We start from the raw sequence: 13,332 nt of genomic DNA, 5'->3' as shown, positions 1-13,332 counted from the left end.
GCCGTGCTTGTCCGGTCACTCTGAAATAGCAGTGCATAGGCGGCGGGGAAATGGCGGCTAGCGTCAATGATATCTACAAGCTCGTGTACGAACTCAACGGGTCGGTGAAGTCCTTAAGCGGGGAAATGAAGGCTCTCAACCAGAAGGTAGACGACCTGAAGGCAGACATGTCGGCGTCGGAAGAGGCTAGCGCAACAAGCCGGGCCAACGTGCACAAGCGCCTCGATGACATCGTCACCCGCACCGGTCATCTTGAAACCGACGTTACCGTGATGAAGGAAACCCTAGATAAGGTCGAGGGCGTGTCCGATGGCGTGGTTGCCATGAGACAACAGGCGACAGGAGCCGGCACGCTTGGAAGGTGGCTGATCAGCCTGGGCCTCGGCATCGTCTGGCTGGCGAGCGTTCTTGCAGGAGCCTATACCTACCTGACCGGCCGGCCGCCGCCCTAAACTCTATTCCACACTACCGACAATATCGCCCGCTCGGCTCCGGCCGGGCGGGCTTTTTGCGTTTCAAGTTACCAGCCAGCCGAATGCTGCCAGAAGGCCGACAGCGACGATCGTTGCCAGTGCCAGCTTGCCGATCAGGCCGATCTCCGGTTCGTGCTCGCGCTCGGGCATCATGTCGCTCGCTTCGGATTTACGACCGTATCGAGGTGGGCAATCACCTCTTTCAGGATGGCGCATGATTCGTCGTTGATGGCGAAGGTGTAAGACCCGTCTGTCGTGTCGATGGTGAGTGAAGCCACTGGCGGGTTTTCGTCAGGGAAAACGCCAGTACTAAACCCTGTCGGCATCAGTGGCTTTATCTGCTTTCCTTCGCCTGCGGCCATCTTCGTATCCTTTATTCAGGGTTCAGGGGTCCAATCATTCCAGCATGGTCGCCGCCGCCTCGCGTGACGTTCACCTCACGACCTACTCGATAAAATTGCAGGGCATCGTCCAGATTGTGTGCAAGCGCACCCGGCAACAGGTCCTGTGGCGTCGCGGGGTCCAGCCATGCATCATAAAAGGCGGGATCGAGGATCACGGGCTGGCGAGTGTGAAGCTGCGCCATGGTCGCACCGGCAGGGGCGGTCAGGATGGTGCAACTGGTGATGTCGAGGATCGGATTGTAGGCCCATAGGCCTGCGAACGAGAACGGTGCGTGGCCGGGTTGATAGATGTGCCAAGGATCCTTGCCGCCGTCTTCGCCCACGGTCCATTCGTAGAACCCGTCTGCCGGGATCAGGCAGCGCTTGCTTTTGAAGCTATCGCGGAACGAAGGCTTGGTGGCCGCTTCCTCCGACTTGGCGTTGAACATCGTGTATTTCGGCACTTCCTTCGCCCAATGAGGAATAAGCCACCAGCGGCCTTCCCGGACCTTCTGGAAGCCGTTATCGCCTGCCGTGATGAAGATGACGTCCTGTGTGGGCGCGATGTTGTAGCGCGCCTCCGTGTTGCGCCCACGCTCGCCGTCGAGCAGGCGATACATGGCATGGATTTCCGCCCAGGTGTGATATCGGGTGAAGCGTCCACACATTTCCCGCCTTACTCCATGTCAGGCACATCGCCAGCCGTGTACAAAGTCGTTGGTGCGCCATATTCCCCAAGATTGGGATTGGCGTCACGGCTCCATGCAATCACACCGGCATGCTTGTCGGCAAGTGAGCGCGCCAGCGTTACGGCGCGTTCCTCTGAGCGCTGATCGGCTGGACCGAAGGCGGTGAACAGGTTGCCGTCATCGTCCTTGTCGAACGCCATGACGACGATCAGCTTCGGCATCTTGCTTTGTGGCAATACGTGATCGGACATGTCGAGCCCTTATAGGATGGCCGGCGCGGCTTTGCGCCTTCAGGTGGGAGGGAGTGCCCGCGCCGGCCAAGCGGTCCTTTTCAGGTCCGCCGCTTGAAATAGATGGAGCGGCGGCGCTGTTCGTCAAACTGCAACCCGCGCTCAATCGCCTAGGAGTTAGCTGCGCTTGACTTCCTGCACAGTGTGTTCTTATTTCGTTCTCATGGCAAGAAGCAAGCGAACGGACAAGCTCGGGTTCGAAAATCTGACCCGGGTAGAATGGCAGGCGCGGTTGTTACAAGGCGAAATTGGCGCTGCGCAGGCTCGGTTGACGCCGTTCAAAGAGCATTACGAGGCACTCAGCGAGTTGCAGGACACCATCGTCCAAGTGCTGAATGTCTTGAACGGCAGGCCGCGAGATTGGAGGGAGTTAAGGCGCTGATGTGTGGTTACACAAAGTTCATCACAATTAGGGCTGCAACACTGCCGAGCACCGTTACGGTGTAAAACGACCAAAATATCTGGTTCATCATGGTGGGAACCCTCCAGATGGAAAACGCCGAAAGAGGGTATTTGTTCCGTGGCCGGGTTCGAGAGCGTGCGGCCCGCCAGTCAGTTGCACCACGGTTGGCGCTTGCCAGCCCAGGGCCGGGCAATGCCTTCGGCGATCATGATCTCCCCGATATCCTTGCCGTCAACGGTGATGGTGGCAAGCGTGCGCCCATGCCGGTCCTTCTTCCGACCGTCCTTCGGGTCGCCGACATGGATTTCGATCGCGCCCGAGGTCAGCAGCTCGCCGATGCGGCGCTTGGCAACGTTTCCCAACCGGCGTTCAGCGTCGCATTTCGCATTCCGGGTTTCGGGCGCGTCAATGTTGGCGATCCGGATATGCGTCCGGTCGATCACGATCGTGTCGCCGTCGATGATGTGCGGTTGCGCGAAAGCGACGCACGTTGCGGCCAGAATTGCTGAAACTGTGGGGATAACTGTGGGGTAGATGCTACGCAGTTTTTCTAACCCATTGAATTTGCTGGTCGGAGTGGCAGGATTTGAACCTGCGACCCCATCGTCCCGAACGATGTGCGCTACCAGACTGCGCTACACTCCGCGACCAGACGCCGGGCTTATAACCCCCGGAATTTGTTCCTGCAAGCGGCACGGCCGCACAAATTGACGCGTTATTGCGAATGTCTGCAAAGCGGCAATTGAGGCATCGAAATAACCCGACCTTAAAGGCTTCCATGCTACGCCGCAGGCAGTTGCGCGGTTCATGGGCCGCATACATCCAAGCGGCGTGGAGCCCTACTGTTGACCCTGACCATAACTGGCGAAGCACTGCCCAACACGTTTGCGTTTGAAACGACCGCGCTCATCAAGGCGTCGGGATTTCGCGAATATGATGCGCGCTGGTGGTTCGGGCATCCGGGGTCCGACAAGGCGCCGGAACTCAACCTGATCGGGGTGCAGGCCCTCGGCATGGGATTGGCAACGCTGATCCGCCGGATGGGCGTCGGGCCCGAAATCGTCACCGGCCACGATTTTCGCTCCTACTCACTTGGCATCAAGCTGGCGCTCGTTTCCGGCCTGATGGCTGCGGGGGCCAAGGTCAAGGATATCGGGCTTGCCCTGTCGCCGATGGCATACTTCGCCCAGTTTGCGCTGGATGCGCCGTCAGTCGCGATGGTGACTGCCTCGCACAACGAGAACGGCTGGACGGGTGTGAAGATGGGTGCAGAGCGCCCGCTGACGTTCGGTCCCGATGAAATGGCGGCGCTGAAAAAGATCGTGCTTGCAGGCGATTTCGATCTCGTTGGCGGCGGATCATATGAATTCGTCAGCGGCTTTCGCGATGTCTATCTGGCCGAAGTTGCGGGCCAAACGAAAATCGGCCGCAAGCTCAAGGTGGTGGCCGCTTGCGGCAACGGCACGGCGGGAGCCTTTGCCCCGGAAGCGCTGGCCCGCATCGGCTGCGAAGTGATCCCGCTCGATGTCGAGCTTGACCATAGCTTCCCGCGCTACAACCCGAACCCCGAAGACATGCAGATGCTGCACGCCATCCGCGACAAGGTGCTGGAGACGGGAGCCGATGTTGGCCTGGGCTTCGACGGCGACGGCGACCGCTGCGGCGTGGTAGATAACGAAGGCAACGAAATCTTTGCCGACAAGATTGGCGTCATGCTCGCCCGTGATATTTCGCGCGACCATCCGGGATCGACCTTCGTGGTTGATGTGAAATCGACCGGACTGTTCAAGACCGATCCCGGCCTGAAGGCCAATGGAGCGGTCACCGATTACTGGAAGACCGGGCACTCTTACATCAAGCGGCGCGTGGCCGAGCTCGGCGCAATTGCCGGTTTCGAGAAATCCGGCCACTTCTTCTTCAACCCGCCGATCGGAAGGGGTTACGACGACGGGCTGGTGACGGCGCTTGCCGTTTGCCGGATGCTCGACCGCAACCCGGCCAAGAGCATGGCGGACCTCTATCACGATCTGCCTTTGACCTATGGCACGCCAACCATGTCGCCGCACTGCGATGACGATGTGAAATACGGTGTTGTCGAACGCTTTACCGCTGAAATGAACCGGATCAGGGCGGAGGGAAGGGCGTTCGCCGGCCAGCAGATCGTCGAGCTGATAACCGTCAATGGCGTGCGCATCGTGGCCGAGGACGGCACCTGGGGGCTGGTCAGGGCATCGTCGAACAAGCCTGAACTCGTCGTGGTGGTGGAAAGCCCTGTTTCATCCGACCGCCGCAGGGTGATGTTTGAAGCGGTGGATGAGGTCCTGCGCCGTAGTCCGCAAGTCGGCCCTTACAATCAGACCTTCTGATGACGAGGGTCGGTGAAGTGGAAATGCAATGAGTGAGCGCATCGTCAGTTTCATCATGAGCGGCGGCGTCGGCTCGCGCCTGTGGCCGTTGTCACGCGAAGACAATCCCAAGCAGTTCCATGATCTCGCCGGCGACGGCTCGATGCTGGTCAAGACCGTGCAGCGGCTGAAATCCCGCCCGGCGGGCGAAACGCCTGTTTTCCTGATCGCCTCCGAGCGGCACGCGTCGCGAATCCATGCGGATCTGGGCGGAGTGGATTGGGCTGGCGGCGGCGTACTGTTCGAACCGGCTGGCCGCAACACGGCGGCAGCCGTTGCACTGGCGACGCTGCGCACGCTGGCGCAATTCGGCGACAGCCTCGTTCTGGTGGTGCCCTCCGACCATGAGATTTCGACGACGAAGGAATTCTGGGCAAGCGTCGAGAAGGGTGCGACGGCGGCCCGAAGCGGCCGTATCGTGGTGTTCGGCATCAAGCCGGATCATCCCGAAACCGGCTACGGCTACATCGAGGCCGGCGAGGCGAAGGACGGCGTTCTCGATGTTTCGCGCTTTGTCGAGAAGCCGGATATCGAAACGGCGAAAAGCTATGTCGCGTCAGGGCGCTTTTACTGGAACGCCGGCATCTTCCTGTTTCGCGCCAGCGCGATGCGCGATGCCTTCCTGGCATTCCAGCCCGACATATGGGAAGCGACGGAGAGGGCCTTTGCGGCTTCGACCAGCGACCTTTCCGGGCTCTATATGCCGGACGACCTCTACGGGGCCATTCCTTCGATCTCGATCGACTATGCGGTGATGGAACGGGCTAGGCACATCGCCATGGTTCCGGCTAGTTTCCGCTGGAGCGATTTGGGTTCGTGGCAGTCGCTGCTCGATGTCGGGCCGGCGGACGAAAACGGCAATGTCATCATTGGCGACGTGGTGGCGATCGACTGCGAGAACTCATACATCCGAAGCCAGGGTCGGCTTTTGTCGGCCGTCGGCCTCAAGGACACGGCAATTGTCGCCACCTCCGATGCGACCTTCGTCGCGCCGGTCAGCCACAGCCAGAATGTGCGCAAGGTCGTTGAACAGCTTGAGAAAAGCGGCCGGCTGGAGACGCGCTTTACGCCTGCTCACGATAGGGTTGTCGATAGCGGCGCATGGCGCAACCGGGTGCGGCACTGGCTGTTCGAAGAGGCTTTGCCGTTGTGGTCCACGACGGGCGTGGACGAGGTGCATGGCGGCTTCCATGAAGCTTTGGGCCTGGACGCCTCGCCACTCGCCAAGCCGAAGCGCATGCGCACCATGGCGCGGCAGGTCTACGGCTTCGCCGTTGCCAAGGCGCGGGGCTGGGAAGGCCCTGCCGACCGCCTCATCGCCCACGGCCTTGCCTTCATGGCCAAGGGTCGAACCGAGCGAGGCGGCTGGATACGCACCTTCAACGTGGACGGTTCGGTGGCCGATGCGGCAGAGGATGCCTACGATCATTCCTGCGTGCTTCTGGCGCTGGCGCACGCGCACATGTGCGGCAATCCGGATGCGCTTCGGCTGGGGCAGGAGACTTTTGCCTTCCTTGATGGCCATCTGGAGGACGACAGCCTGGCGGGCTTTCTTGAAACGCCGAACGGTCACGGCCTGCGCCGTTCCAACCCGCACATGCATCTGCTCGAGGCGTTCCTTGCCTGGCATGCCGCGACCGGCGACCGGACGTATTTGCGCCGCGCGGCACGGATCATCGATCTGTTTCGCAGCCACTTCTTCGACGCCGATAGCTGGACGATCGGCGAGTATTTCGACGATGGCTGGCACCGGGCCGGCGACGGCAAGGGCGACTGGACGGAACCGGGGCACCACTTCGAGTGGGCCTCGTTGCTGGTCGATTTTTCCGCGCGCAGCGGGCAGGCGAACCTGACCGCATACGCCCGCAAGCTTTACGCATCCGCGGTAGCAAACGGCCTCAATCGTTCGACGGGTCTCGCCTATGGTGCGGTTTCACGCCAAGGCATGCCGCTCGATCTGGTGTCGCGAAGCTGGCCGCAGAGCGAGGCGATCAAGGCCTCGATTGCGCTTGACGGAACCGGTGGACCGGACCTTAAGCCGGAGATCGAGGCGCGTGTCGGGCGGCTGTTCCGCTGGCACATCGATCCAGCGCCGCTCGGACTGTGGATCGACCGCATCGACGAACGCGGCCGCTCGCTGGCGACCGAAGTGCCGGCCTCGATCTTCTACCACCTGGTCTGCGCGCTGACGCAGTACCTGGATGCTACGTCAGATCACGCTCAGTAGGGGCTGGCGACGTCGCCCGTCTCGACATAGACCGACTTGATCTGCGAGTAGAGTGCAAGGGCGGCAAGCGAGTTCTCGCGGCCGATGCCGGACTGCTTGAAGCCACCGAACGGCATTTCGACAGGGGTCAGGTTATAGGCGTTGATCCAGCAGGTGCCGGCTTGCAGGTCGCCGATGACGCGATGCGCGCGCGGCAAATCCTTGGTGAAGACGCCGGCGGCGAGGCCGAATTCCGTGTCGTTGGCGCGCGCGATGACTTCGTCCTCATGGTCGAAGGAAAGCACGCTCATCACCGGCCCGAATATTTCCTCGCGCGCGATGCGCATGGTGTCCTTGACGCCGGTGAACACGGTCGGCTCGATGAAGCAGCCGCCATCGAAGCCCTGCAGCGCGGGGATGCTGCCGCCGCAGGCAAGCGTCGCCCCTTCGTTGCGGCCTATCGAGATGTACTCGACGACCTTGTCGCGCTGCGCCTTGTTGACGAGCGGGCCCATCTGGGTTTCCGGGTCGAGCGGATCGCCGATGCGGATTTTCTTGGTGCGTTCGACAAGGCGTTCGACGAAGCGGTCGTGGATGCCCTTCTGCACGAACACGCGGGTGCTGTTGGAGCAGACCTGCCCTGTCGAATAGAAGTTGCCGAGCATGGCCCCGCCGATGGCGTTTTCGAGATCGGCGTCGTCAAAGACGATCAGCGGCGACTTGCCGCCGAGTTCCATGGTGGCGTGCTTCATCCTGGAGCCGGCAAGCGACAGCACCTTCTTGCCTGTGGGGACCGAGCCCGTCACCGAAACTTTGGCGACGGCATCATGGCCGACCAGTGCGGCACCAACATCGCCATAGCCCTGCACGACGTTGAACAGGCCATCCGGCAGGCCGGCTTCGGAATAGATTTCGGCCAGCGCCAATGCGGAAAGCGGCGTGTTTTCCGATGGCTTGAACACCATGGCATTGCCCATGGCGAGCGCGGGTGCCGACTTCCAGCCGGCGATCTGGATCGGGTAGTTCCATGCACCGATGCCGACGCAGACGCCGAGCGGTTCGCGGCGCGTATAGGCGAACGGGCCGCCGAGGTCGATGAACTCGCCGTTGAAGGTGGCGACGGCGCCCGCAAAGAACTCGAGGCAATCCGCCGCCGAAGGGGCATCGGCGACCAGCGTTTCCTGGATGGCCTTGCCGGTATCGAGCGTTTCGAGGCGGGCTAGGACGCTGTTGCGCTCACGCAAAATGTCGGCGGCACGGCGCAGGATGCGGCCCCGCTCCACCGGCTTCATGCGCGCCCACGCGCCTTGCGCCTCGCGGGCTGCTTCGACGGCCAGTTCGACGATGTTGGGCGTCGCAGAATGCAGCGTGGCAATCGTCTCGCCTGTCGCCGGATAGATTACGGGCAACTCGGCTCCGCGCTCGTCATCGACGTAGCGCCCGTTGATGTAGTGCGAGGCCGTGGGTTGGGCGCGCATACTCTCTCCATTCGTCCGTTGTGGCCGGGCGTGTAAAAGCGCCGGCAATCATGGCCTATCTGTCCGAGACCTGCCAGCGTCGATTGATCCACGGTTCCTGGTTTGAGGGGGCGAGCGGCTGGCGGCCCAGTATATGATCGGAGGCCTTTTCGCCGGTCATGATCGAGGGTCCGTTGAGGTTGCCGTTGGTGACGCGCGGGAAGATCGAGGAATCCGCGACGCGCAACCCTTCGACGCCGATGACGCGGCATTCGGGATCGACGACAGCCATCGGATCATCGGCCCGCCCCATGCGGCAGGACCCGCAAGGGTGATAGGCGCTTTCCACATGCTGGCGGATGAAATCGTCGAGCTGTTCGTCCGACTGGACATTCGCCCCGGGCGAGATTTCCTTGCCGCGGAAAGGATCGAACGCGGATTGCGCGAATATGTTCCGTGTCAGCCGGATGCAGTGGCGGAAGTCCGACCAGTCGTCGGCGTGCGACATGTAGTTGAACCGGATAACCGGCTTGTCCTTGGGGTCGGGCGAACGCAGCGAGATCGAGCCCCGCGACTTGGAACGCATCGGCCCGACATGGGCCTGGAAGCCATGCGACTTGGCCGCCGCCTTGCCGTCATAGCGCACGGCGGCGGGGATGAAATGGTACTGGATGTCGGGGTAGTCGACGCCCGGCGCCGAGCGCAGGAAAGCCGCCGCCTCGAAGTGGTTTGTCGCGCCAAGCCCGCTCTTGAAGAACAGCCAGCGCGCGCCGATGAGCGCCTTCGAAAATGGATTGAGGACGGAGTGCAGCGTGATCGGCTTGATCGATTCCTGCTGGATGTAGAGTTCGAGATGGTCCTGCAAATTCTGGCCAACGCCCGGCCGGTCGGCCACCACTGCGATGCCGTTTTCCTTGAGATGCGCGGCAGGGCCGATGCCGGACTGCAGCAGGATCTTGGGCGAATTGATGGACGATGCGGCGAGGATGACTTCACGCCTTGCCTTAACGACCTGAATCTTTCCGTGAGCTTCGATTTCAACGCCGGTTGCGCGTTGATTCTCTATTGTGATGCGCCGGGCGAAGCCTTTGACCAGACTCACGTTTTGCCGCTTCAGCGCCGGTCGCAAATAGGCATTTGCGGCGGACCAGCGCCGACCCTTGTAGATGGTCTGCTCCATCGGGCCGAAGCCTTCCTGCTTGGAGCCGTTGTAGTCGTCGGTCAGTTCGAAGCCGGCCTGATTGCCTGCCTTGATGAACGCGTTATAGAGCGGATTGGTGCGCGTGCCACGCTGGACATGCAGCGGCCCGTTGCTTCCGCGCCAGCCGTCCTCGCCGCCGTCGCTTGCTTCCATGCGCTTGAAGTAGGGCAGGACGTCCGCATAGGCCCAGCCCGACGCGCCTTGGTCCGCCCAATGGTCGAAGTCGCGGGCATGGCCGCGCACATAGACCATGCCGTTGATCGACGACGATCCGCCGATGACCTTGCCGCGCGGCGTCGCCAGCACGCGCCCGCCAAGATGCGGTTCCGGCTCGCTCGAAAAACCCCAGTCATAAAGCGGCAGGTTCATGGGGATCGACAAGGCCGACGGCATCTGGATCAACGGCCCGGCATCGGTGACGCCATACTCGATGACGATGACCGAATGCTTGCCGCCTTCCGAAAGGCGGTAGGCCATTGCCGAGCCGGCCGACCCGGAGCCGACGATTACGAAATCTGCTTCAAGCATGGTTCATATGCGCCATGAAATCGGCAAGGGAGACGTTGCCGCCGGTGGCCATGACCAAGACGGTCTTGCCTTTCACATCGACCTTGCCGTCGAGCAGTGCCGCAAGCGGCGCGGCACCCGAAGGTTCAAGCACCAGTTTCAGCCTTTCGAAAGCGATCTTCATCGCTTGGCGGACAGAAGCATCGCCAACCGTGACGCCTTGCACGCCAGCGGCCTTCACCGCGGCAAACGGGGCCTTGCCGGGTGCTCTTGCCATCAAGCCATCGCAGATCGACTTCGGTCCGATCGGCATGGTTTCGATAGAGCCGTGAGACAGGGACGAACCCATGCCGTTGAAACCTTCCGGCTCGACGCCGATGGTCTGCGTCTTGGGCGAGAGATAGTGGAAGGCGAGCGAAACGCCGCCGATCAGGCCGCCGCCGCCGACCGAGCAGAACAGAAGATCGACATTGGCATTCTTCGCACCGAGTTGATCCAGCGCTTCGAGGCCGGCACCGGCCTGGCCGGCGACGATCTGCGGGTCGTCGAAGGGGTGCAGGAGTGTCAGTCCTTCGGTTTCGGAAATCTCGCGCGCCTTGGCAGCCGCCACCTCTTCACGCGCACGCTCGCCATGGTCGGTAAGCACCACGCGCGCGCCGTAGCCTGCCGTCGCGTCGCGCTTGGCCGCGGGCGCGTCGATGGGCATGACGATGGTGACCGGGATGCCGAGCGACTGGCCGGCGGCAGCAAGGCCCTGGGCAAAGTTGCCGGACGAGTAGGCAACGACGCCTTTGCTGGCTTCGACAGGCGAAAGCTGCTTCAACCGCCAGTAAGCGCCGCGCGCCTTGAAGGAGCCGGCCCATTGCAGCGATTCCGGCTTGACGAAGACGCGGGCCGCACCCGTTTCGCGCGCAAGTGCCGTCGATTCCAAAAGGGGCGTGAGCTGCGTCGCCTGCGAGGTGACGGTGTAGGCTTTCCTGAGATCGTCCAGTGAAGGCACATAAGGGTCAGTCATCATTCACCTCGCGGAAAACGCTTCTGTTCTTCGAGTATGTTGAGATCCATGTGATTGCGCATGTAGCGCTCCGACGCCTTTTGCAGCGGCTGGAAATCCCATGGATAGTAGGAGCCGTTGCGCAGCGCCGGATAAACGACCCAGCGCCGAGCCTGGCTTTCGCGCACTGCGGCGTCGAAAGCGGCCATGTTCCAGCGGGCGCGCACCTTCTGCATGAAGGCGGCGACGCGATCGGCATGGGCGGGATCGGCGGCAAGGTTCTGGCGTTCGAGTGGATCGGCATCGAGATCGAACAGTTGCGGCGGATCGATTTCGCAATGAACGAACTTGTAACGCCCTTCGCGCAGGGCGACCATCGGGGCATAGGAACCTTCGGCGGCGTATTCCATCGCAACGGGTGCGGTGCGCTCGGTTCCGCTTGTCAAAGGCAGCAGCGACTGCCCGTCCGTCCAAGGAATGATTGCGCCCATGTTCACGCCGGCGATATCGCAAAGCGTCGGGCAGATATCGAGATTGGACACAGGAGCGGCGATAAGGCCCGTAGCAACGCCGGGACCTGCGATCATCAGCGGCACCCGCGCCGAGCCTTCGAAGAAGCTCATCTTGAACCAGAGGCCGCGCTCGCCCAGCATTTCGCCGTGGTCGGAACAGAACACGATGACGGTATCATCGGCCATGCGGGTGCGCCGCAGCGTGTCGAGTAGTTCGCCCACCTTGTCATCGACATAGGAGATGTTGGCGAAGTAGCCGCGCCGGGAGCGGCGGACCTGCTCGCGCGTGATGTCGAAACTGGCGTAGTCGCTGGCGATGTAAAGCCGCTTCGAGTGGGCGTCTTGCCGGTCGAATGGCGTGAAAGCCGTTTCCGGGTCGAGCGCCTGGCAGTTTTCGTAGAGGTCCCAATATTGCCTACGGGCGACGAACGGATCGTGCGGATGGGACAGCGATACGGTCAGGCACCATGGCCGCCGGTTTTCGTCATCGCTTTCGCGCGACAATTGGTAGAGCTTCTGGTTGGCGAGGAAGGAAACCTCGTCGTCGTACTCCATCTGGTTGCTGGTTTCGGCCACGCCCGCGCCGGTAACGGAGCCGAGGTTGTGATACCACCAGTCGATGCGTTCGCCGGGCTTGCGATAGTCGGGCGTCCAGCCGAAATCGGCGGGATATATGTCTGTGGTGAGCCGTTCTTCAAAACCGTGCAACTGGTCCGGCCCGACGAAATGCATCTTGCCGGACAGGCAGGTGTAGTAGCCGGCGGCGCGCAGATGGTGGGCGAAAGTGGGGATCGAGGAAATGAACTCGGCTGCGTTGTCGTATACGCCGGTGCGCGACGGCAACTGCCCGCTCATGAACGAGGCGCGGCCCGGCGCGCAAAGCGGCGAGGCGGTGTAGTTGTTGCGGAAGCGGGCGGAGCGGCCAGCCAGCGCCTTGAGGTGCGGCGCATGAAGGAAATCGGCGGGGCCATCCGGGAACAGCGTTCCCGTAAGCTGGTCCACCATGATGATCAGGATATTGGGGCTTTTGGTCATCGGGCGCCCGCACGCTGTGCCAGCTTGGCATCGACATAGTCTTCGACCAGACCACTGGCGCTGGCCGGATTGGGCAAGCCGTCGCGCAATGCCCTGCGGATGTAGAGGCCGTCGATCATGGCGGCGATGGCTTCGGCCATCTGCCCCGCCTCCGCGCGAGGCATGATAGGCGCCAGACCGCTCATCAGGTTGGAATGCAGGCGGCGGGCGTAGACGCCGAGCAACCGCCGCAAAGGCAGCGAGTTCTGCGCCTCGACGTAGAAGGCCAGCCACGCATGAACCGTTTCCTCGCGGAACTGTCCGGCGTTGAAGTTCACGGCGATGATCGCGGAAATGCGTTCACGCGGCGTCGTCGCCTTGCGCAGTGCGGCAACGCTGTCATGGCCCAAATCCGCAAGCAATTGTCGCATCGTGGCCTGCAGAAGCTCTTCCTTTGGCCCGAAATAGTGATGCGCGAGTGCCGAGGAGACGCCGGCGCGTCCGGCGATTTCCGACACGGTGACATTGAGCGAGCCGCGCTCGCCGATCGCCGAGATCGTTGCATCGATCAACGCCCTGCGCCGCAGGGGTTCCATTCCGATTTTTGGCATTTGTTTCGCTCCCACGGGCAGCTTATTTTTAATTGACTCATCAATCAACAAAAATCCGATGCCGAGCGAAGCGAAGTCGGATGGGGCTGAGCGCAAACGCTGACGCCTTCCTCTCCCCGTTTACGGGGGTGGGCAGCCGGTTCGCGAAGCGAATTCATCATGCCGGTGGCATGATGAAAGGCCAGCG

Annotated in this window: 12 protein-coding genes and 1 tRNA gene; 3 read left to right on the top strand and 10 right to left on the bottom strand. The window is 61.9% G+C overall.

Annotated features, from left to right (window positions below):
* The first annotated feature begins 50 nt into the window (after positions 1 to 50).
* On the top strand, positions 51 to 452 hold the full coding sequence (locus tag ACODTY_RS15880) for a DUF1515 family protein (protein WP_488995182.1): 402 nt from the start codon (positions 51 to 53) through the stop codon (positions 450 to 452).
* A gap of 170 nt (positions 453 to 622) precedes the next feature.
* Here the strand turns inward: ACODTY_RS15880 and ACODTY_RS15875 are convergent, their stop codons facing one another.
* The 5 genes from ACODTY_RS15875 to ACODTY_RS15855 all read right to left on the bottom strand — a co-directional run bounded on the left by ACODTY_RS15875 (position 623) and on the right by ACODTY_RS15855 (position 2,883).
* Positions 623 to 835 (bottom strand): hypothetical protein, encoded by a 213-nt coding sequence (locus ACODTY_RS15875; protein ID WP_488995181.1) that lies wholly within the window; start codon positions 833 to 835, stop codon positions 623 to 625.
* 11 nt (positions 836 to 846) lie between these two features.
* Positions 847 to 1,524 (bottom strand): SOS response-associated peptidase, encoded by a 678-nt coding sequence (locus ACODTY_RS15870; protein ID WP_488995180.1) that lies wholly within the window; start codon positions 1,522 to 1,524, stop codon positions 847 to 849.
* Between the two features lie 8 nt (positions 1,525 to 1,532).
* A complete protein-coding gene (locus tag ACODTY_RS15865; RefSeq protein ID WP_488995179.1) occupies positions 1,533 to 1,796 on the bottom strand; it encodes a hypothetical protein in 264 nt (87 codons plus the stop codon).
* A 591-nt stretch (positions 1,797 to 2,387) separates the two neighbouring features.
* The gene (locus ACODTY_RS15860; protein ID WP_488995178.1) at positions 2,388 to 2,681 is read right to left on the bottom strand and encodes a thermonuclease family protein; all 294 of its coding nucleotides are present in this window, start codon (positions 2,679 to 2,681) and stop codon (positions 2,388 to 2,390) included.
* 125 nt (positions 2,682 to 2,806) lie between these two features.
* Positions 2,807 to 2,883: transfer RNA gene (locus tag ACODTY_RS15855), tRNA-Pro, on the bottom strand.
* A gap of 200 nt (positions 2,884 to 3,083) precedes the next feature.
* Between ACODTY_RS15855 and ACODTY_RS15850 the strand changes: the two genes are divergently transcribed.
* Both ACODTY_RS15850 and ACODTY_RS15845 read left to right on the top strand, forming a co-directional pair.
* Positions 3,084 to 4,604 (top strand): phosphomannomutase/phosphoglucomutase, encoded by a 1,521-nt coding sequence (locus ACODTY_RS15850; protein WP_488995177.1) that lies wholly within the window; start codon positions 3,084 to 3,086, stop codon positions 4,602 to 4,604.
* Positions 4,605 to 4,632: 28 nt separating this feature from the next.
* Entirely contained in the window at positions 4,633 to 6,870 is a 2,238-nt protein-coding gene (locus ACODTY_RS15845) for a mannose-1-phosphate guanylyltransferase/mannose-6-phosphate isomerase (protein WP_488995176.1), read from the top strand.
* Here ACODTY_RS15845 and betB read toward each other — a convergent pair.
* From betB to betI, 5 genes are read right to left on the bottom strand one after another with little or no spacing between them, the layout of a single operon-like run.
* Positions 6,864 to 8,327, bottom strand: a complete 1,464-nt coding sequence (gene betB, locus ACODTY_RS15840; RefSeq protein WP_488995175.1) for a betaine-aldehyde dehydrogenase — start codon at positions 8,325 to 8,327, stop codon at positions 6,864 to 6,866. The two genes, ACODTY_RS15845 and betB, sit on opposite strands and share 7 nt — an antisense overlap.
* A 55-nt stretch (positions 8,328 to 8,382) precedes the next feature.
* Positions 8,383 to 10,035: a choline dehydrogenase gene (gene betA, locus ACODTY_RS15835; RefSeq protein ID WP_488995174.1), complete on the bottom strand. Its 1,653-nt coding sequence runs from the start codon at positions 10,033 to 10,035 to the stop codon at positions 8,383 to 8,385.
* Entirely contained in the window at positions 10,028 to 11,029 is a 1,002-nt protein-coding gene (locus tag ACODTY_RS15830) for a threonine/serine dehydratase family protein (protein WP_488995173.1), read from the bottom strand. The genes betA and ACODTY_RS15830 overlap by 8 nt, the downstream gene beginning before the upstream one ends.
* Positions 11,029 to 12,555 carry a choline-sulfatase gene (gene betC, locus ACODTY_RS15825; protein ID WP_488995172.1) on the bottom strand — a complete coding sequence of 509 codons (1,527 nt, stop codon included), beginning with the start codon at positions 12,553 to 12,555 and terminating at the stop codon, positions 11,029 to 11,031. Before betC ends, ACODTY_RS15830 begins: the two co-directional genes overlap by 1 nt.
* Entirely contained in the window at positions 12,552 to 13,145 is a 594-nt protein-coding gene (betI, locus tag ACODTY_RS15820; protein WP_488995171.1) for a transcriptional regulator BetI, read from the bottom strand. Before betI ends, betC begins: the two co-directional genes overlap by 4 nt.
* Between the last annotated feature and the right edge of the window lie 187 nt (positions 13,146 to 13,332).

The organism is Mesorhizobium sp. FG116 (assembly GCF_057809835.1).
The sequence above is the reverse complement of the archived record's forward strand: the minus strand, read 5'-3'. Positions and strand labels throughout refer to the sequence as shown.